General features: G+C 74.2%; 14 protein-coding genes. 9 read left to right on the top strand and 5 right to left on the bottom strand.

What is annotated here, in order from left to right:
• Positions 1-179 precede the first annotated feature (179 nt).
• A complete protein-coding gene (locus tag ACFC0B_RS19185) occupies positions 180-578 on the bottom strand; it encodes a YciI family protein (protein WP_376087005.1) in 399 nt (132 codons plus the stop codon).
• Positions 579-744: 166 nt separating this feature from the next.
• Here ACFC0B_RS19185 and ACFC0B_RS19180 point away from each other — a divergent pair, with 166 nt between their 5' ends.
• Positions 745-1,662 carry an oxygenase MpaB family protein gene (locus ACFC0B_RS19180; protein ID WP_376087004.1) on the top strand — a complete coding sequence of 306 codons (918 nt, stop codon included), beginning with the start codon at positions 745-747 and terminating at the stop codon, positions 1,660-1,662.
• Between the two features lie 51 nt (positions 1,663-1,713).
• On the opposite strand, the gene ACFC0B_RS19175 is transcribed toward ACFC0B_RS19180, so the two are convergent.
• Positions 1,714-3,390, bottom strand: a complete 1,677-nt coding sequence (locus ACFC0B_RS19175) for a trypsin-like serine protease (RefSeq protein WP_376087003.1) — start codon at positions 3,388-3,390, stop codon at positions 1,714-1,716.
• Positions 3,391-3,419: 29 nt separating this feature from the next.
• Entirely contained in the window at positions 3,420-3,923 is a 504-nt protein-coding gene (locus tag ACFC0B_RS19170; RefSeq protein WP_376087002.1) for a hypothetical protein, read from the bottom strand.
• A gap of 495 nt (positions 3,924-4,418) precedes the next feature.
• Here ACFC0B_RS19170 and ACFC0B_RS19165 point away from each other — a divergent pair, with 495 nt between their 5' ends.
• On the top strand, positions 4,419-7,946 hold the full coding sequence (locus ACFC0B_RS19165) for a chemotaxis protein (RefSeq protein ID WP_376087001.1): 3,528 nt from the start codon (positions 4,419-4,421) through the stop codon (positions 7,944-7,946).
• A 2-nt stretch (positions 7,947-7,948) separates the two neighbouring features.
• On the top strand, positions 7,949-8,527 hold the full coding sequence (locus ACFC0B_RS19160) for a hypothetical protein (RefSeq protein WP_376087000.1): 579 nt from the start codon (positions 7,949-7,951) through the stop codon (positions 8,525-8,527).
• A 70-nt stretch (positions 8,528-8,597) separates the two neighbouring features.
• On the opposite strand, the gene ACFC0B_RS19155 is transcribed toward ACFC0B_RS19160, so the two are convergent.
• Positions 8,598-9,041: a MarR family winged helix-turn-helix transcriptional regulator gene (locus ACFC0B_RS19155; protein ID WP_376086999.1), complete on the bottom strand. Its 444-nt coding sequence runs from the start codon at positions 9,039-9,041 to the stop codon at positions 8,598-8,600.
• A 111-nt stretch (positions 9,042-9,152) separates the two neighbouring features.
• On the opposite strand from ACFC0B_RS19155, the gene ACFC0B_RS19150 reads away from it, so the two are divergent.
• The 6 genes from ACFC0B_RS19150 (at position 9,153) to ACFC0B_RS19125 (ending at position 16,211) form a co-directional block, all read left to right on the top strand.
• Positions 9,153-10,268 (top strand): substrate-binding domain-containing protein, encoded by a 1,116-nt coding sequence (locus tag ACFC0B_RS19150; RefSeq protein WP_376086998.1) that lies wholly within the window; start codon positions 9,153-9,155, stop codon positions 10,266-10,268.
• A 158-nt stretch (positions 10,269-10,426) separates the two neighbouring features.
• Positions 10,427-11,854 carry an APC family permease gene (locus ACFC0B_RS19145; RefSeq protein WP_376086997.1) on the top strand — a complete coding sequence of 476 codons (1,428 nt, stop codon included), beginning with the start codon at positions 10,427-10,429 and terminating at the stop codon, positions 11,852-11,854.
• Positions 11,851-12,870, top strand: coding sequence for an acetamidase/formamidase family protein (locus tag ACFC0B_RS19140; protein ID WP_376086996.1), 1,020 nt, complete (start codon positions 11,851-11,853; stop codon positions 12,868-12,870). The genes ACFC0B_RS19145 and ACFC0B_RS19140 overlap by 4 nt, the downstream gene beginning before the upstream one ends.
• A 293-nt stretch (positions 12,871-13,163) precedes the next feature.
• Entirely contained in the window at positions 13,164-13,928 is a 765-nt protein-coding gene (locus ACFC0B_RS19135; RefSeq protein ID WP_376086995.1) for a MerR family transcriptional regulator, read from the top strand.
• Positions 13,929-14,257: 329 nt separating this feature from the next.
• A complete protein-coding gene (locus tag ACFC0B_RS19130; protein ID WP_376086994.1) occupies positions 14,258-15,307 on the top strand; it encodes an isopenicillin N synthase family dioxygenase in 1,050 nt (349 codons plus the stop codon).
• A 169-nt stretch (positions 15,308-15,476) separates the two neighbouring features.
• On the top strand, positions 15,477-16,211 hold the full coding sequence (locus ACFC0B_RS19125) for a MerR family transcriptional regulator (RefSeq protein ID WP_376086993.1): 735 nt from the start codon (positions 15,477-15,479) through the stop codon (positions 16,209-16,211).
• A 12-nt stretch (positions 16,212-16,223) separates the two neighbouring features.
• Here ACFC0B_RS19125 and ACFC0B_RS19120 read toward each other — a convergent pair whose 3' ends face one another.
• Positions 16,224-18,401 carry a 3-hydroxyacyl-CoA dehydrogenase NAD-binding domain-containing protein gene (locus ACFC0B_RS19120; protein WP_376086992.1) on the bottom strand — a complete coding sequence of 726 codons (2,178 nt, stop codon included), beginning with the start codon at positions 18,399-18,401 and terminating at the stop codon, positions 16,224-16,226.
• Positions 18,402-18,420: the final 19 nt, after the last annotated feature.

Below are 18,420 nucleotides of genomic sequence, written 5' to 3'. Positions count from 1 at the left end.
CGGCGACGCCGCCGTTTATGACGGGGATGCGGGTATGGGACGTGGTGGCCTGGGGCGGTCCCCGGCCCGCCGGGGCGGGCCCCTGTCGGATGATCGCTGTGGGGGGCCGGCCGCCCGCGGCCGGCCCGCGGCGGAGGGTCCGCCGCGGGCCGTCCCGAGGAGCACCGCGCCGGTCGCGCTCAGACCTCGGCCGGCGGCTCGGACATGATCCGGCGCACCTCGACCGGCATGTCGAGCGGCTTGCCCGCCGGTCCGGGGGCGGCCGAGACCTTGGCCGCGATCTCGACCGCGCGCGGCTCGCCGTCGCAGTCGACGATCCACCAGCCGGCCACCCACTCCTTGGTCTCCGCGAACGGGCCGTCGGAGACCGCCGGCGCGCCGCCGTTCGCGCGGACGATCCGGGCGGTCGCCGGCGCGTCCAGGCCCTGGGCGTCGACGAGTTCACCGGTGCCGGCGAGTTCGACGTTCAGGTCCCGCATGTACTGCACGTGGACCCGGATGTCCTCGGCCGGCCACTCCTCGACCTTCGGGAAATCGACGTCCTTCTCGCTGAACTGCATCAGCAGCATGTACTTCATCGTTGCACCCCTTCGTCGTCCGCAGGCTCTCACAGGAGGGTCGGAGCACGCCGGGCGTTCTCGACATCCCCCCGGGAATTCCGGGAACGGAGGCCGGCGGTTCCCCCGCCGGGCCCCGGCGCGACGCCGTTGACCGGGCCCTGAACGGCCCCTAGGGTCGGGATCCGTGCAGCGATACGACTGGCTGAAGAAGATTCAGCGCATGGACCCGGAGACCGAGTTCACCGAGATCTACCGGATCAGCAGCTGGTACGAGTTCCCCTGGGACTACACCCAGTCGCTCGGCTTCGCGCTCTACCGCACCTACGCCGTCCCCAGCATCGGCCGACTGCTGGCGCGGACCGGTGAGTTCACCGGGCGCACCCAGAAGCGCTACGACGACACCCTGCTGATCCTGGAGGCGGTGGTCGAGCACGGCTTCGACTCCTCGCAGGGGCGCGAGGCGATCCGCCGGATGAACCAGATGCACCGCCGGTACGACATCACGAACGACGACTTCCGGTACGTGCTCGCCACCTTCGTGGTGACGCCCAAGCGCTGGCTGGACGACTACGGCTGGCGCCGGCTGTCCCCACACGAGATCCGGGCGGCGGTCAACTACTACCGCGAGCTGGGCCGGCACATGGGCCTGAGCGGCATCCCGGAGACGTACGAGGAGTTCGAGCGGCTGCTCGACGACTACGAGCGCGAGCACTTCGCCTTCGACCCGGGCAGCCGGGCGGTCTCCGACGCCACGCTCGGCCTGATGGCCTCCTGGTACCCGGCGCCGATCCGGCCGTCGATGCGGACCTCCTCGGTCTGCCTGCTCGACGACCCGCTGCGCGAGGCCTTCGGCTACCCGGCCCCGCCGGCCGCGCTGCGCCGCGCCGTCCGGGCGGGGATGCGGCTGCGCGGGCGCTTCGTGCGCCTGCTGCCGCCGCGCCGCCGGCCGCACCTGGGGCGGGACGGCCGGCAGGTGAGGAGCTACCCCGGCTACCCGTACGGCTATCGGATCGGCGACCTGGGGACCTTCGAGGAGAAGGGCGCCCCCGGATCCTCCTCCGGCGGCTGCCCGTTCCCGCACGCCCCGGCGGCCGGGGACTGAGGACGGCGGACGGGACCGGAGTCCCGTCCGCCGTCCGCCTCCCGGCGTCGCCTACAGCGTGCCGGTGAGGACCGTACCGGTGTGGCTGCCCGGCAGGGACTCGGTGGCGAGGGCCTGCGGGGCGCTCCAGTTGCCGTCGGCGAGCCGCGCGACGGTCAGCACCTTGTTGTCGGCCGTGTCGACGGCGAAGCGGACGTCGGCGTCGACGCCGGCCGCGCTGATCCCGGTGGCGGTGACCTGGCCGAGGATCCCGTTCAGCGAGCGGAAGGGCTGCCAGGTGCCGTCCGCGAAGCGGATCGTGTGCTGGACGCCGGCGCCGTTGTCGGTGACGACGGCGAGGTTGACGCTGTCGCCCTGGCGGGCCAGGGCCACCTCGCCGACCGGGCCGGTGACACCGGCCGCGGCCTCGACCGAGCCCCAGGCGCCCCAGTTGCCGTCGGCGAGGCGCTGGGTGTGGTAGACCTTCCCGCCCGAGACGGCGGCGACCTGGAGCCCGCTCCCGACGCTCGCGACGGCGAGCGAGGTGATGCCGTTCAGCGGGCCGGTGGCGTCGAAGACCCGGCCGAAGCCCGTCCAACTGCCGGCCGCGTCGCGGACGGTGTGGAACAGCTGCCCGTCGGCGAGGACGACGACGTGCAGGTCGGCGCCGATCGAGGCGGCCGCCACCCGGGTGATCCCGCCCAGGTCGCCGACGTTGGTGTTGAGGTCGCCGAAGCCGGCCCAGGTGCCGTTCGCGTTGCGGACGGTGTGGTACAGGTGGCCGTTGGCGCCCTGCGCGAGGACGTGCGTGTCGCCGTTGATGCCGGCCACCGCCGAGGTGCGCACACCGCCGATGCCGCCGGCCTTGGCCTGGACGTCCTCGTAGGAGGTCCAGGCGCCGTCCTGGAAGCGGGTCGCCTGGTACAGGTCGGCGCCGCCGCGGACCAGCGCGCGGGTCTTCCAGCCGGGCGTGGACAGCCGGACCTGCTCGATCCAGCCGGCCAGGTCGTCGACCCGGGAGTCGACGGCGCCGGTGCGGGTCTCGGTGCTGCCGAAGCAGCCGCCCTGCCAGGAGCGGGAGGCGACGGCCACCAGCTCGGCCGCGCCGCCGGCCGTCTCGCGGAGCACCGGCGCGCCGGTGTCGCCCTTGCAGACCGCGGCGCCGTCGAGACCGGTGGCGTCCAGGGCGGTGGGGCGCACCGCGTCGACCTTGAACGCGCCGCTGTGCAGCCGGAGCGGGGACCACTCGGTCTTGGTGCGGCCGTAGCCGGGCACCCGGAGCTGCTGCCCGGCGGTGGGCGCGGTCGAGGCGACCCTGACCGGGGCGACGCCGTCCACCGGGGTGGCCAGCCGCGCCAGGACCACGTCACGCGTCCTGCCGGGATCCGGCAGCAGCTCGCTGACCTCGACGGTCGCGCCCTGGCCGGTGGCGGTCAGGTCCGCGCGGCCGACGGTGACGGTGGTGCGCCACTTCGGCGCGCCGGCCACCACGGTCCCCGGCTGGGCGGGGTCGTCGGTGAAGCAGGAGGCCGCCGTGACGACCCAGCTCCGGTCGACGAGGGCTCCGGTGCAGGAGCGGAGGTTGTCGCCGATGGCGATCCGCGCGGTGTAGGCGTACGAGCCGTCGGCGGACGGGGTTCCGGTCACGGCGGACGCCGGGGTGACCGGGAGGTTGACGAGCACGCCGGCGGCCGCGACCGCGGTCAGCGACCCGAGCAGGCGGGCGGAGCGGGTACGGATCGGGGACATCTCGGCCTCTCTTCCCTCTGGACGGAATCTCACCGGGTGAAGGACAGCTCGACGAGGGTGTGGTCCCGGTGCTGCGGGTCGCTGGGCTCGCCGACCGAGGTGCTGCCGCCCTTCCGGATCTTCACCGACGACTCCGTGCCGTCCACGGTCAGCCGCGCGGTGGCGTCCGTCTGGTTCCCGGTGATCGAGTACACCCTGTCCAGTTCCATGGTGAGGAAGCCGCTCGGGCCGGTGGTCTGGAAGCAGAAGCGCTTCAGGTAGCGCGCCTCGACCACGATCAGGTCGGCGGTGTTCGCGGGGCAGTCGATGAGCGCGATGTGCCCGTCACCGCGCTTGAGGAGGATCCCCTTGCTCGCGAGGATCTGGTCGGCGCCCGGGTAGTTGAAGTCCTCGACGGCCGGCGGCGGCGTGTCGGTGCCGGGGTCGGCGGCCACGGTGCCGGTGGTGCCGGCGGCGGAGACCGCGGTGGTCCCCGCCAGGAGGGCCGCGGTGGCGACGGCCGCGGCGGAGAGCATGCGGAAAGTGGGCTTCATCGGGATTTCGATCCTTCGTCCGAAGATGAGCGGAAGGCCGTCCGGCGAGGGGGGAAAGACAGGGAAAACCCCCGAAGGCGTCCACCCGAATACGGGCAGGGACCGACCGCAGACCTCCCCCCGAGTGCCGCTGTGGACCCGGCCGGTCACATTGATATCACCAGACAGGGGCCGTTTCCGAGGGCCTCCGGGTAAAACTTCGTCCTCCCCGACGATCCGTCAGGTTGTGTACGATTTGACCGGGTTGCGGATGCCATCGCCCCAAAGACCTGGCTTATTCGTGGACGAATTCAAGCCAGAAGGAAATTTCTCGTCACGTCTGCCGCGGCTCCGTATATTCGTCTGTCGTGCGGATACGCACTGGATGGTTCCCGCACTCAGGGAACCACGGCGCCGGTCGGGCGCCGGTCGATCGACATCGAGGTGACAGTGGGACAGGAAAAGAGCAGGTGGGGGTGGGCGCCGGGCCGCAGAGCGGCCGCGCGCTCGGCTGTGGTGGGGCTGACCGTCCTCGCACTGGGCGCGGGCACGCTGGGCGCCTCCGCGTTCGCCGTGCCGGCCGCGGACGGGGGCACGACGGACCCGGCGCCGGTCAGTGAGCGGGGCCAGGTCCTCGCCGCCTGGCTGGACGGCGGCCGGTCGACCAGGACCGCGGCCGAGAAGGCGCTGCTCGGCACGGACGCCGAGGTGCACGCCTTCCTCGCCGACGAGCTGAAGCTCACCCGGAACGAGGACGACCGGGTCACCGGCCTGACGCTCCTCAGCGAGGGCGGCCCGACGATGCGCCACCTCGTGGACGAGGCGCTGAAGGGCACCCCCGAGCAGTTGCACACCCTCCTCACCACCGGGCTCAAGCCCGCCTGGGACGAGGACCTGAAGGTCACCGTGCTGTCCGTGATGGCCAACTCCGGTCGGACCGTGCAGTACTTCGGCGACCAGGCGCTGAAGGCCGGCACGCACGACGCCCTGCTCAAGTTCCTGTCGGACGGCCAGGCCGAGGCCCAGGCCGAGGACGACCGGGTCATCGTGCTGGGGCTGCTGTCCACCGGCGGACCGCAGGTCCAGCAGGCGGCCCAGGACGCGCTGAACGGCACCCCTGCCGACGTCGCGGAGTTCCTCCGCAACGGCCAGCACCTGGCCAGGGCGCGGGACCGGGAACGGATGACGGTCGCCCAGCTCGCCGCCGACGCCAAGTCCGCGACGGCCAAGGCCAAGGAGGAGCTGGAGGCGGCGAAGACAGCCGCGGCCCGGGCGACGGAGGCGACCGCCAAGGCCAAGGAGGCCGCGGAGCGGGCCGAGCGCGAGACCGCCGCCGCGAAGGACTCGGCGACGGTGGCGGCCAGCGCCGCCGGTCGCGCGGCGGACGCGGCCGAGAAGGCCGCGGACGCGGCCAAGACCGCCGTCACCGCCGCCAGCGCCGCCCGGTCGGCGGCGCGCGCGGCGGCCGGCGCGGCGGCAGCGGCCGCCACCGCCGCCTCGGCGGCCGGACAGGCCGCCGCGAAGGCGTACCGGAAGGCGAGTGCCGCGGCGTCCGACGCCGGCCAGGCCTCCGCGGCCCGGCAGGCCGCCCAGGAGGCGCGCGACGCGGTCGTGGCCGCCAACCAGGCGGTCGACGCCATCGCGCCGCTGGCGGACACCGTGTCCGCCGCGGCCGGGGCCGCCAGGTCCGCCGCCAGCGCGGGCGCGAACGCCGCCGCGGCCGCCAACGCGGCCTCCCAGGCCGGCGGGTACTCGCAGGCCGCCGGGGCCCAGGGCCAGCGGGCCAAGCAGGCCGCGGCCAAGGCCAACGCCGCCGCGAGCGCCGCCACCGCGGCGGCCAACGCGGCGGAGTCGCTCGCCACCACCGTGGCCTCGGCCGCCGCCGAGGCCAGGACCGCGGCCGCCAACGCGGCGACGCACGCCGCGGCCGCGGCGCAGGCGGCGGACGAGGCCGCGAACCACGCGGGCGAGGCCGGGAACCAGGCCGCCCAGGCCGTGGCGCACGCCAACGCGGCCGCGCAGGCCGCCGACAACGCGACCTCCGCCGTCGCCGCCGCGGTCAAGGTCGAGCAGGCCGCCCGGGCGATCGAGGCCAGCCAGTTGGAGACCGACAAGGCGGACTCCCTCAAGGCCGCCCAGGAGGCCCGCGAGAAGTTCGAGAAGAACGAGGCCGCCGCGAGCACCGCGCGCACCGAGGCGGCCCGTGCGGACGCCGAGACCAAGCGCCTGCTGGAGGAGGCGGCGAAGCCCGCCACCAGCCCCGCCGACGCGGCGGCACTGGGCCGCAAGGCGGCTCTGCGGCTGGCCGAGAACGGCGACACCTGGACCCAGGAGTCGGCCCGGTCGGCACTCTCCGGCACCAACGAGGACGTCCGCGCCTGGCTCGGGTCGGGTCGCAAGCGGGCCACCGAGCAGGACGACCGGTCCAAGGTCGCGTACACGGCCCGGGAGGCCGAGCACCCGGAGGTGCGGGCCGCCGCGACCACCGCGCTCAACGGCTCCACGGACGCCGTCGAGGCGTTCCTGAACACCGGTCAGGACAAGGCGCAGGAGGACGACTTCCGGGTCAGCATCCTGAGCGTCATGGCCACCTCGGGCCGCTCGGTCAACGCCGTGGGCCAGCTCGCCCTCGACGCCCGTACGCCCCAGGCGTACCGCCAGTTCCTGGAAGTCGACCAGCACAAGGCGCGGGCGGAGGACGACAAGATCGTCGCGCTGGGCCTGCTGAACACCGGCACGCCCCGGGTCAAGGCCGCGGCCGAGGTGGCCCTGGCCGGTCCGCCGACCGTGCTGCGGGCCTTCGTCACCACCACCCAGTACCGCGCCGCCAAGTCGGACTACGACACCCTGATCCACGTCGCCGACGTCCAGCGGCTCATCGCCGACGCCTCCACCGACGCCGCCCTGGCCCGTCAGTACTCCGCCGAGGCCGGCCAGGTCGCGGCCTACGCCCAGGGACAGGCGTCCCAGGCCCAGCAGTACGCGGACAAGGCCCGCGCCGCCGCCGGGGAGGCCCAGGGGTACGCGGCCCAGGCCGGCCAGTCGTCGGCTTCGGCCAACGACTCGGCCCAGCGCGCGGCGGCCTCGGCCGCCCAGGCCAAGGAGGCCGCGAAGGGCGCCCAGAACGACGCCCGGGCGGCCACGAAGTCCGCGTCGGCGGCCGCCTCCTCGGCGAGCCGGGCGGCCGCGTCGGCGCGCGCCGCCTACGCGTCCGCGGCCTCTGCCGCGGCCTCGGCCGTCTCGGCGGGCAAGGACGCGGCGGCCGCCGCCCAGGCCCGGATCGAGGCCGAGGTGGTCCAGACGGCCCGGGTGATCGAGGAGCAGCGCCGCGCCGCCGAGGCCGCCGCGGCGGCCGCGCAGCCGAACTCGGGCGTCATCTCCGTCACCGGAAAGGGCGCCGACGCCCCGGCCTCCGACCAGGGCGACACGGACCTGCACCCGCCGTACAACAGCCACAGCGTCTGGGAGAAGATGGGCAACGGCCCCCGGCTCGTGGCGACCCTCGCCGAGATCAAGGGCGCCGAGGCCCTCTTCTGCGGCGTCGGCCTCGACCTGTCCTGCCCGCTGTTCCGGCACTGGAAGGACGAGTCCGGCAAGGCGTACGTGCTCAACGAGAAGCAGATGCAGGACGTGCTCGGCGACACCGGGCTGCAGGCGAAGCTGGTCGAGCGGGCGAGGACCTACGCCCAGGACGCGGCGGCCAAGTGCACCGGGCCGGCCGGCACCACCTGCCGGGTCAACCTGGACACCAAGTGGCTGGGTTACAGCTTCGGCGACAAGTTCTCGGACAAGTTCTACGCGTTCCGCGGCATCAGCTACCGGATCACCGCGGACAACCTGACCGCGACGCGGTACGCCGACGGCACGGTCGGCCTGGCCGGGTCCTATGATTTCGAGGTCAGCAAGGCCTACAACTTCGACCGCGGCGAGGGCGTCGGCCCCTTCAGCTTCGACCTCCTCGCGGAGGCGCCCAGTTGGGGACTGGCCCGGGACTACACCGTGACGGGCAAGACGCGTGGCAACGTGATGGTCGGCGACAGGTGAGGATGAGGACGATCGAACGGACCCGGCACCCCGGACCGCCGGAAGCCGTCCGCCGCACGACGCGGCGCGCGCTCTCGGGCGCGGCCGTGACCGCACTCGCCGTGGCGCTGCTCGGCGGCTGCGCGGCGGCCGACGGCGACGTGCAGGCGTCCCCGGGAAGCCCCGGCGGCAAGAAGCTGGAACGCGTCCTGGACACCTTCGGGCTCGCGCTTCCGAACTGCCAGGTCGAGGACCTCCGGTTCTCGGGCACGGCGAAGCGGGGCGAGGAGAAGCTCGCCCTGAGGTTCCGGGCCCCGCAGGACTGCGTCCAGGACTTCCTCAAGGCGCAGCAGGCGGACGTCTCCCGCCCGCTGCACTGGACACCGGGGCGGGAGAAGGAGACCAACGCCGCCGGACTCCCCCCGATCCCCAAGTCGCGGACCGACAAGCTGGGTTGGACGTTCAACCCGGCGGTGGAGTACGAGCAGTACGTCGACGCCGAGACGCCGAACGGGAGCCTGTTCGACATCCTGGTCGAACCGGGCGGCCCGACCGCGCAGGTGTTCATGGACTCCTCGCGAGCCGGCCGTACGGTGGACTGACACCGCAGCCCTTCGGCCCGCCACCGGTACCACCGGTGGCGGGCCTTCGGCGTTCCCGGGCGGGGTGGAGCTACGCCCCGGTGAGGTGGCGCAGCAGCGGGCCGGGGTCGTGGCTGCCGCAGGCGGTGCGGACGGCGGCGTCGTGGGCGGCGGCGAGGGCGTCGAGCCGGAGGAGGCGGGTGTGGCCGACGCGGGAGAGGTGCGCCGTGATGCGGCGGCGGTCCTGCTCGTCCTGGCGCCGGTAGGCCCAGCCGGCCTCGGCGAGGGCGTCCACGATGCGGCTGAGGCTGGCCTGCGGGATCAGCAGGGCCTGGGCCAGCTCGCCCATCGAGCGGCCGGCGCCCTCGGTGAGGGCGCGCATGACGCGCCACTGGTCGAGGGTGCAGCCCTCGGCCTCCAGCCGGGCGGCCAGGTCGCGGGCGAGGCGACGCTGGGCGACGGTGAGGAGTTCGATCAGCAGCGGCTGGTCGGTCGCGACGGTGGCGGCGGGGGTGGTGGTGGCTGGTGGTGTCATGGCCGTGTCTCTTCTCCCCGTCGCTGGTCCCAATCGCCGGTCCCGGTCGCCGGCCCCGGTCGTTCCGCCCTCGTTTGGCCGGATCGGCTGCCATGACGATACTCGCAAGCGATGAGCGCCGAGGTGAAGCTGCTGGAGCCGCTCGACGCGCGGTACCTCCCCCGGGAGGCGCCGGCGCTGCGGGTGGGCCTGGTCGTGCCGCAGTCCGGGCCGCTCGGCCTGACCGGGCCGTCGGCGCTGGACGGCGCGCTGCTGGCCGCGCACGAGGTGAACGCGGGCGGCGGGGTGCGCGGGCTGCCGCTGGAGCTGGTGCTGGTGGACGGCGGCGGCGCGCCGGCGGCGGTGGCCCGGGAGGTGGCGCTGCTGCTGGACGCCGGGGCGGTGGACGCGGTGGCCGGCTGCCACTCCAGCGACGTGCACCGGGCCCTGGAGGCGGTCACCACCGGGCGGACGGCGTACGTCTACACGCCGCCGCACGAGGGCGGCGACCGGCTGCCGGGCGTGTTCTGCACCGGGGCGGACCCGGCGCGGCAGCTGGACGGGGTGGTGGAGCGGCTCACCGCGCGGCACCGGCTGCGCCGGTGGGCGCTGGTCGGCAACGACTACATCTGGCCGCACGCGGTGCACCGGGCGGCCGGGGAGGCGGTGGCCCGGGCCGGGGCGCGGGTGGTGCTGCGGCGGCACCTGCCGTTCGGGGCGGCGGAGCGCACGCTGGAACCGCTGCTGGACGCGCTGCGCGCGGAGCGGGCGGACGCGCTGCTGCTGAGCCTGATCGGCGCCGACCTGGTGCGGTTCAACCGGGCGCTGCGCCGCAGCGGCCTGGACCGCCGGCTGGTGCGGCTGTCCGGCGCGCTGGAGGAGAACAGCCTGCTGGCGTACGGCGGCGACGACACCGGCACGCTGTACGCCGCGATGCCGTCGTTCGCCTCCCTCGCCGAGGAGCGGCGGATGCGGCTGGCGGAGCGGCACCGGGCGTTGTTCGGGCCGTACGCGCCGGTGCTGGACGCCTACGCGGTCGGGTTGTACGACGGGCTGCACCTGGTGGCGGCGCTGGCGGCGCGCGGGGAGCTGGTCGCGGACGGCGGGCTGGCGCGGTCGGCGGCGCGGCTGCTGCGCGGGGACGGCGCGGCGGTGCGGCGGGCCTGGGCGCGGGCGCCGCTGGGGCCGGCCCGTGACGGGGTGCACCTGGCGCGGGCGGAGGGGCTCGGGTTCACCGTCCTGCCGTAGGCCCCGGCCCGGGAGCGTCCGTTATCCGGACGACACCCCGATAACCCTTCCATTTGGAAATAGCTGGCTCTAGTGTCTCCCCACCACCTCGGGTCCCCTCCCCTCGGGTCCCGCCTCGGGTCGCCCCGCCACGGGTCGTCACGGAAGAGAGCCCCCACATGTCCGAAGCACCCGCCTCCCCCACCGGCATCGAGAGCTACGGCTACCAACAGGAGCTGCGCCGCTCACTGCGGTTCACCGACCTGCTGGTCTACGGACTGGTCTTCATGGTGCCGATCGCCCCCTTCGGCATCTTCGGCAGCGTCTTCCAGGGCTCGGGCGGCATGGTCGCCCTCGCCTACGCGCTCGGGATGGTGGCGATGATGTTCACCGCCCTCTCCTACGCGCAGATGTCCCGGGCCTTCCCGATGGCCGGCTCGGTGTACACCTACGCCGGGCGCGGCATCGCGGCGCCGGTCGGCTTCCTGTCCGGCTGGATGATCCTGCTGGACTACGTGCTCGTCCCCGGCCTGCTCTACCTGATCGCCGGCGTGGCGATGAACTCCCTGGTGCCGGCGGTGCCGGTCTGGCTGTGGCTGGTCGGCTTCGTGCTGCTGAACACCGCCGTCAACTACCTGGGCGTCGAGATGACGTCCAAGGTCAACAAGGCCATGCTGATCGGCGAACTCGTCGTGCTGGTGGTGTTCATCGGCTTCGGCGTGGCGGCGCTGGCCTCCGGCAAGGGCCGCGGCTTCGACTTCACCCCGGTCTACAACGCGCAGACCTTCTCCTGGAGCCTGGTGTTCGGCGCGGTGTCGGTGGCGGTGCTGAGCTTCCTCGGCTTCGACGGCATCTCCACCCTCTCCGAGGAGAACCGGGACTCCGCCAGGGCGATCGGCCGGTCGATGATCGCCGCGCTGCTGCTGGCCGGCTCGCTGTTCATCGTGCAGACCTGGATCGCCTCGCTGCTCGTCCCGGACCCCGGCGCGCTGATCGCCGACGGCGACCCGGACGGCACCGCCTTCTACGACGCGGCGCGGGTCGCCGCCGGCGGCTGGCTCGCCACCGTCACCGCCGCCGCGACCGCCGTGGCCTGGGGCTTCGCCAACTCCCTGGTCGCCCAGGCGGCCACCTCCCGCCTGCTGTTCGCGATGGCCCGCGACCGCCAGCTGCCCGCCTTCCTCGCCAAGGTCCACCCGCGCCACCGCGTCCCGGTCAACGCGACCCTGCTGACGGCCGGCGTCTCGCTCGTCCTCGGCCTCTACACCGCCTCGCGCGAGGACGGCATCACGCTGCTGTCCACGCTGGTCAACTTCGGCGCGCTGACCACCTTCCTCGTCCTGCACGTGTCCGTGGTCGTCCACTACGTGTTCCGCCGCCGCAGCCGCGACTGGTGGCGCCACCTGATCGCCCCGGTCGCCGGCTTCGCGATCCTCGCGTACGTGGTGGTCAACGCGGACATCGCCGCCCAGCGGCTCGGCTTCGTCTGGCTGGCGATCGGCGGGCTCGTCCTGACCGGGCTGCTGCTGTCCGGCCGCCGCCCGAACCTGGCGGCGGTGGCCGCCGACGCGACCCCCGATCCCTCCCCCCGCAAGGAGCACCCGTGAACCTGCCCGACGTCGTCACCCTCTCCCCCACGCCCGAGGACTACGCCTACACCTTCGGCGGACGCGCCCCGCTGGTGACCGTCCAGCCCGGCACGATCGTCGAGCTGACCACCGAGGACTGCTTCGGCGGCCGGGTCCGCGGCTTCGCCGACCTGCCGAGCGCGGTCTGCGAGTTCCCCTACCTCAACCCGGTCACCGGGCCGATCGCGGTGGCCGGCGCCGAGCCCGGCGACACCCTGGCCGTGCACTTCGTGGAGATCACCCCGGCCCGCGACTGGGGCGTCTCCAGCACCTTCCCGCACTTCGGCGCGCTCACCGCCACCCACACCACGGCGATGCTGCACGCCCCGTTGGAGGAGCGGGTCTGGGTGTACGAGCTGGACGTCGCGGCCGGCGTCTGCCGCTTCCGGGCCCGCAACAGCGACTTCACCGCCGAGCTCCCGCTCGACCCGATGCACGGCACGGTCGGCGTCGCCCCGGCCGGCGGCGAGACCCTGATGTCGATCACCCCGGGCGCGCACGGCGGCAACCTCGACACCCCCGAGATGCGGGCCGGCACCACCGCCTACTTCGACGTCAACGTGCCCGGCGGGCTGCTCGCCATCGGCGACGGCCACGCCCGCCAGGGCGAGGGCGAGGTGTGCGGGACGGCGGTCGAGACCGCGATGCGCACCACGGTGGTGATCGACCTGATCAAGGGCGGCGGCCCCGCCTGGCCCCGGCTGGAGAACGACCGCTACCTGATCTCCACCGGCTCGGCCCGGCCGCTGGAGGACGCCTTCCGGATCAGCCAGCACGATCTCGTCGGCTGGAGCGGCGAGTTGCTCGGCCTGGACGTACTGGACGCCTACCAGTTGGTCAGCCAGGCCGGCCTGGCCCCGGCGGCCAACGTGTGCGACACCAACTACACGATGGCCGCCAAACTGCCCAAGTCCCTGCTGGGCCGCACCCGGGCGTACGACGGCCTGCACGACCGGCTCCGGGAGGCCGGTGCCGCCTACCTCCGGGAGCGTTGAAGAGCGGTCAGGATCCCCGGGCAGCGGATTCCCGGCTGATTCCCGGCTGATTCCCGGCTCTTTCCCGGCTCGTTCCCGCCTCGTTCCCGCCTCGTTCCCCGCTGACCGCCGGTTCCTTCGACGCCGCCGTCGGGGCAACGCCCCCGCCCCGACGGCCGGGCCGCACGGGCAGTCCCCTCACTGGTCCGGCCACTGACGTCGCCGCCGGACTTGAGGTTGCCGCAACGGCAGCCGCTACCGTCCTGACCAGGGCCGGACGGACCGGCCCGGTGGGAATCGTGAGGGAGAGCGGAATGGCTGCCTGGCCGATCGCCGAGGTCGCCCGGATGTCCGGAGTGACCGCCCGGACACTGCGGCACTACGACGAGATCGAGCTGCTGCCGCCCGCCCGGATCGGCGCCAACGGCCACCGCTACTACGAGGAGCCGGAGCTGCTGCGGCTCCAGCAGATCCTCGTGCTGCGGGCGCTCGGCCTGGGGCTGTCCGAGATCGGCCGCGTCCTGGCCACCCGGGTGGACGAGCTGGAGGCGCTGCGCGGCCACCACCGCCGGCTGCTCGCCGAGCGCGACCGCCTCGACGCGCTGGCCGCGACGGTCGCCCGCACGATCACCGATCTGGAGCGATCCAGGAAGGACGGTACGGCCATGACCGGGATCAACCGGCCCGAGAACCTCTTCGAGGGGATCCGGGCGGCCGACTACGACGAGGGCGTGCGCGCGTTCCCCGAGCTGGCCGACGCCACCCGGCGGGCCACCGCGGGGCTGACCGCGGAGGAGGTCGAGGCGGGCCAGCGCGAGCGCACCGCGCTGATGATCCGGCTCGCCGAGCTGATGGCCGCCGGCGTGCCGGTCGACGCCGAGCCGGTGCGGACCGAGATCGCCGCGCAGTACCGGGCGCTCACCGCCGTCCAGCCGGTCCCGCCGGCCGAGTTCCGGGCGATGGGGCGGGCCTGCGTGGAGAACGAGCCGTGGCGGGCGGCGTACGAGTCGATCGCCCCGGGGCTGGCCGCGTACCAGCGGGACGCGATCGAGGCGTACGCGGCGACGCTGCCGGCCTGAGCGGCCCCGCCGGGGGCCGGGCGGGCGCGGGCGGGTGGACGGGACCCGCTCGCGCCCGCCTCCGCGGCTCCCACCGCCCGCACCCGAACGGGTGATCTAGTCTGGTGGGGTGACTCTTCTCGTTCGCCGCCGTCACGTGGACCTGCTCCGCGTGACCAGCATGTCCTGTCGACGCTCCGGCTGAACCTCGTACCCCCTTCACCCTCAGCGCGGCCCGCAGCGGCCGCGTCCCCCCTCCCGGCCCAGGGACCACCCGCCGCACCCGGCGCGTCCCGGCGTCCCCGGTCACCACCGGAGCCGGCCGGGACGAGACCCAGCGGATGTCACCCATGACGCAGCAGTACGACCCCACCAGCCCCGTCGGAGCCCCCGCCGAGGCCCCCCTCGACGCCCTTCCGGTGATCGACCTCTCGCTCGCCGGCGGCAGCCCGGAGGACCGCACCCGTCTGCACGACGAGCTCCGCACCGCGGCCACCGGCGTCGGCTTCTTCCAGCTGGTCGGCCACGGGATCACCCCGGCCGAGACGACCGCCCTGACCCGGGCCATGCGGGCCTTCTTCGCCCTCCCCGAGGCCGACCGCCTCGCCGTCGCCAACCTGCACTCCCCGCACTACCGCGGCTACACCCGCACCGGCGACGAGCGCACCGGCGGCAGCCGGGACTGGCGCGACCAGCTCGACATCGGCGCCGAGCTGCCCCCGCACGTGCCCGCCCCCGGCGAGCCGCCGTACTGGTGGCTGGAGGGCCCCAACCAGTGGCCGGCCGCGCTCCCGGAGCTGCGGACCGCCGCCCTGGCCTGGATCGACCGGCTCGGCGCGGTCGCCCGCACACTGCTGCACGAGCTCCTCGCCGCGATCGGCGCCCGCCCCGACTTCTACGACCCCGCCTTCGCCGGCCACCCGCACCTGCGGCTCAAGCTGGTCCGCTACCCGGGCACCGCGCCCGACGGCGCCGCCCAGGGCGTCGGCGCGCACAAGGACTACGGCTTCATCACCCTGCTCCTCCAGGACACCGTCGGCGGCCTCCAGGTGGAGCGCCAGGACGGCACCTTCCTGGACGTCCCGCCGCTGGAGGGCGCCTTCGTCGTCAACCTCGGCGAACTGCTGGAGGTCGCCACCGACGGCTACCTCAAAGCCACCAGCCACCGCGTGGTCAGCCCGCCCGGCGCCCGCGAGCGCTACTCCGTCCCGTTCTTCTACAACCCGCGCCTCGACGCCCACATCGAGCCGCTGGACTTCCCGCTCGCCCACCACGCCCCCGGCGTCACCCAGGACCCGGCCAACCCGCTCTTCGCCGATTTCGGTGTCAACGAGTGGAAGGGCTACACCCGTGCCCACCCCGAGGTCACCCGCCGCCACCACCCCGGCCTCGCGGCCTGACCCCCGCACGACCCGCACCGGGCCCGCGCTCCCCGCCGGAGCGCGGGCCCGGGCGCGTCCGGGGCGTGGACCGGGGCGTGGACCGGGGCCCGTCCGGGCGTGGACCGGGTGGGACAGCGGTGTCACACTGCTGGTGTCACAGTGACGGTGCTACGGACGGGAGGCGGGGGTGGAGGTGCGGCTGACGGTGGACGAGTTGGCGGCGCGGGCGGGGGTGACGGTGCGGACGGTGCGGTTCTACGGGACGAAGGGGCTGCTGCCGCCGCCGGTGCTGGGGGCCCGGCGGGTGGGGTGGTACGGGGCGGAGCACCTGGACCGGCTGGGGCTGATCGAGGAGTTGCAGCGGCAGGGGCTGACGCTGGCCGCGATCGAGCGGTACCTGGCGCGGCTTCCGCAGGACTCCACCCCGCTGGACCTCGCGATCCACCGGGCGCTGGTGGCGTCGTGGACGCCGGAGGTGCCGGAGCAGGCGGGCCGGGAGGAGGTCGAGCGGCGGGCCGGGCGACGGCTGTCGGAGGAGCAGCTGGACCGGCTGGCCGCGATGGGGGCGCTGGAGCGGACGGCGGACCCGGAGGTGTTCCGGGTGGACCCGGGGCTGCTGCCGCTGGGGGTGCGGATCCTGGACGTGCCGATCCCGCTGGAGACGCTGCTGGCGGCGCGCGCCGTGGTGGTGGAGCACAGCCGGGCGACGGCGCGGGAGCTGCACCGGCTGTTCCGCGAGACGGTGTGGAGGCCCTACCGGGAGAGCGAGCCGGCGCCGGACGACGTGGAGCGGATGAAGGCGCTCACCGACCACATCCAGCCGATGGTGGCGCAGGCGCTGGTGACCGCGTTCCAGCGCTCGCTGCGGGAGGAGTTGGGCGAGGCGGCCGCCGAGGAGCGGCGGACCGCCCCGCCCGGGTGAGGACCGACCTGATCAGTCGGTGAAGGTGCGGCCCTCGGCGGCGATCCGCTCCAGCAGGGCGGGCGGCGCGAACCGCTCGCCGTACGCGGCGGCGAGCTCGCGGGCGCGCGCCGCGAAGCCGGCCGGGCCGCCCGGGTAGCCGTTGATGTACTGCAGGACGCCGCCGGTCCAGGCCGGGAAGCCGATGCCGAGGATGGAGCCGACGTTGGCGTCCGCGACCGAGGTGAGCACGCCCTCCTCCAGGCAGCGCACCGAGTCCAGGGCCTCGCTGAACAGCATCCGCTCCTTGAGGTCCTCGAACGGGACGGAGACGTCCGCGCGCGTGAAGTGCTCGCGCAGGCCCGGCCAGAGGCGGCCGCGCACGCCGTTCTCGTCGTACTCGTAGAAGCCGGCGCCGCCGCTGCGGCCGGGGCGGCCGAACTCGTCGACCATCCGGTCCACCACCGCGTCCGCCGGGTGGGCGGTCCACTCGCCGCCGGCCTCCTCGACGGAGCGCCGGTACTCGTCGCGGATCCTGCGCGGCAGGGTGAGGGTCAGCTCGTCGAGCAGCGCGAGCACCTTGGCCGGGTAGCCGGCCTGGGCGGCGGCCTGCTCGACGCTGGCCGGCTCCACGCCCTCGCCGATCATGGCGACGCCCTCGTTGATGAACTGGCCGATCACCCGGGAGGTGAAGAAGCCGCGCGAGTCGTTGACCACGACCGGGGTCCTGGCGATCTGCCGGACCAGGTCGAAGGCGCGGGCCAGCGCCTCGTCGCCGGTCCCCGGGCCGCGGATGATCTCCACCAGCCGCATCTTGTCGACCGGCGAGAAGAAGTGCAGGCCGATGAAGTCGGCGGTGCGCCGCACGCCCTCGGCGAGCAGGCCGATCGGCAGGGTGGAGGTGTTGGAGCAGAGCAGGGCGTCGGGCGCGACGACGCCCTCGATCTCCTGGAACACCTTGTGCTTCAGCTCGGGGTTCTCGAAGACCGCCTCGATCACCGCGTCGCAGCCGGCCAGGTCGGCGGCCTCGGCGGTGGGGGTGATCCGGGCGAGCAGGGCGTCGCGCTGCGCCTCGGTGCTGCGCCCGCGCGCCACCGCCTTCGCCAGCAGGCCCTCGGAGTAGGCCTTTCCGCGCTCGGCGGCCTCCAGGGTGACGTCCTTGAGCAGCACCTCGATCCCGGCCTTGGCGCAGGCGTACGCGATGCCGGCGCCCATCATGCCGGCGCCGAGCACGGCGACCTTGCGGACCGTCCGCTTCTCCACCGAAGCGGGCCGTCCCGCACCGGAGTTGACCGCCTGGAGGTCGAAGAAGAGCGCCTGGATCATGTTCTTGCTGGTCTGCCCGCAGGCCAGCTCGGTGAAGTAGCGGGCCTCGATCACCATCGCGGTGTCGACGTCCACCTGCGCGCTCTCGACGGCCGCCGCGAGCACGTTGCGCGGCGCCGGGTAGGGGGCGCCGGCCAGCTGCTTGCGCAGGTTGGCGGGGAAGGCGGGCAGGTTGGCGGCGAAGGCCGGGGTGCTGGGGGTGCCGCCGGGGATCTTGTGGCCCTTGACGTCCCAGGGCTGGACGGGCGCCGGGTTGGCCTCGATCCAGGCCCGCGCCCGGTCGGACACCTCCTCGGGGGTGTCGACGAGTTCATGGACCAGGCCGTGTTCGAGGGCCTGCGCGGGGCGGTACTGGCGGCCTTGCAGCAGGAACTTCAGCAAGGCGTCGGTGATGCCGAACAGCCGGACGGTGCGGACGATCCCGCCGCCGCCGGGGAGCAGGCCGAGGGTGACCTCGGGCAGACCGATCCGGCTCGCGGGGGTGTTCAGGGCGATCCGGTGGTGGCAGGCGAGGGCCAGCTCCAGGCCGCCGCCGAGCGCGCTGCCGTTGACCGCGGCGACGACCGGCCTGCCGAGCGTCTCCAGGGTGCGCAGGGCGCGCTTGATCCGCATCGACTTCTCGAAGACGGCGGCGGCGTCCTCGGGGCCTGCGGCGGAGAGCATCCGCAGGTCGCCGCCGGCGAAGAAGGTCTTCTTGGCGGAGGTGACGACCACGCCGCGCAGTTCACCGGCGGCGGCGAGGCCGGCCAGCCGCGCGACGACGGCCTCGAAGTCGGCGGTGAACGCCTCGTTCATGGTGTTGACGGACTGGGTGGGGTCGTCGAGGACGAGGGTGACCACGCCGTCCCGGTCCTGCTCCCAGCGGATGGTGGTGGTGTCGCTCATGGGTTCGGGTCTCCGGAGG

Source organism: Kitasatospora sp. NPDC056184 (assembly GCF_042268405.1).
Classification (GTDB): Bacteria; Actinomycetota; Actinomycetes; order Streptomycetales; family Streptomycetaceae; genus Kitasatospora.
The sequence above is the reverse complement of the archived record's forward strand: the minus strand, read 5'-3'. Positions and strand labels throughout refer to the sequence as shown.

Bases quoted from the DNA above. Each gene is read 5' to 3' on its own strand.
- ACFC0B_RS19120 (WP_376086992.1), bottom strand. From the start codon at position 18,401: ATGAGCGACACCACCACCATCCGCTGGGAGCAGGACCGGGACGGCGTG.
- ACFC0B_RS19160 (WP_376087000.1), top strand. From the start codon at position 7,949: ATGAGGACGATCGAACGGACCCGGCACCCCGGACCGCCGGAAGCCGTC.
- ACFC0B_RS19170 (WP_376087002.1), bottom strand. From the start codon at position 3,923: ATGAAGCCCACTTTCCGCATGCTCTCCGCCGCGGCCGTCGCCACCGCG.
- ACFC0B_RS19185 (WP_376087005.1), bottom strand. From the start codon at position 578: ATGAAGTACATGCTGCTGATGCAGTTCAGCGAGAAGGACGTCGATTTC.
- ACFC0B_RS19175 (WP_376087003.1), bottom strand. From the start codon at position 3,390: ATGTCCCCGATCCGTACCCGCTCCGCCCGCCTGCTCGGGTCGCTGACC.
- ACFC0B_RS19145 (WP_376086997.1), top strand. From the start codon at position 10,427: ATGTCCGAAGCACCCGCCTCCCCCACCGGCATCGAGAGCTACGGCTAC.
- ACFC0B_RS19155 (WP_376086999.1), bottom strand. From the start codon at position 9,041: ATGACACCACCAGCCACCACCACCCCCGCCGCCACCGTCGCGACCGAC.
- ACFC0B_RS19130 (WP_376086994.1), top strand. From the start codon at position 14,258: ATGACGCAGCAGTACGACCCCACCAGCCCCGTCGGAGCCCCCGCCGAG.
- ACFC0B_RS19150 (WP_376086998.1), top strand. From the start codon at position 9,153: ATGAGCGCCGAGGTGAAGCTGCTGGAGCCGCTCGACGCGCGGTACCTC.
- ACFC0B_RS19135 (WP_376086995.1), top strand. From the start codon at position 13,164: ATGGCTGCCTGGCCGATCGCCGAGGTCGCCCGGATGTCCGGAGTGACC.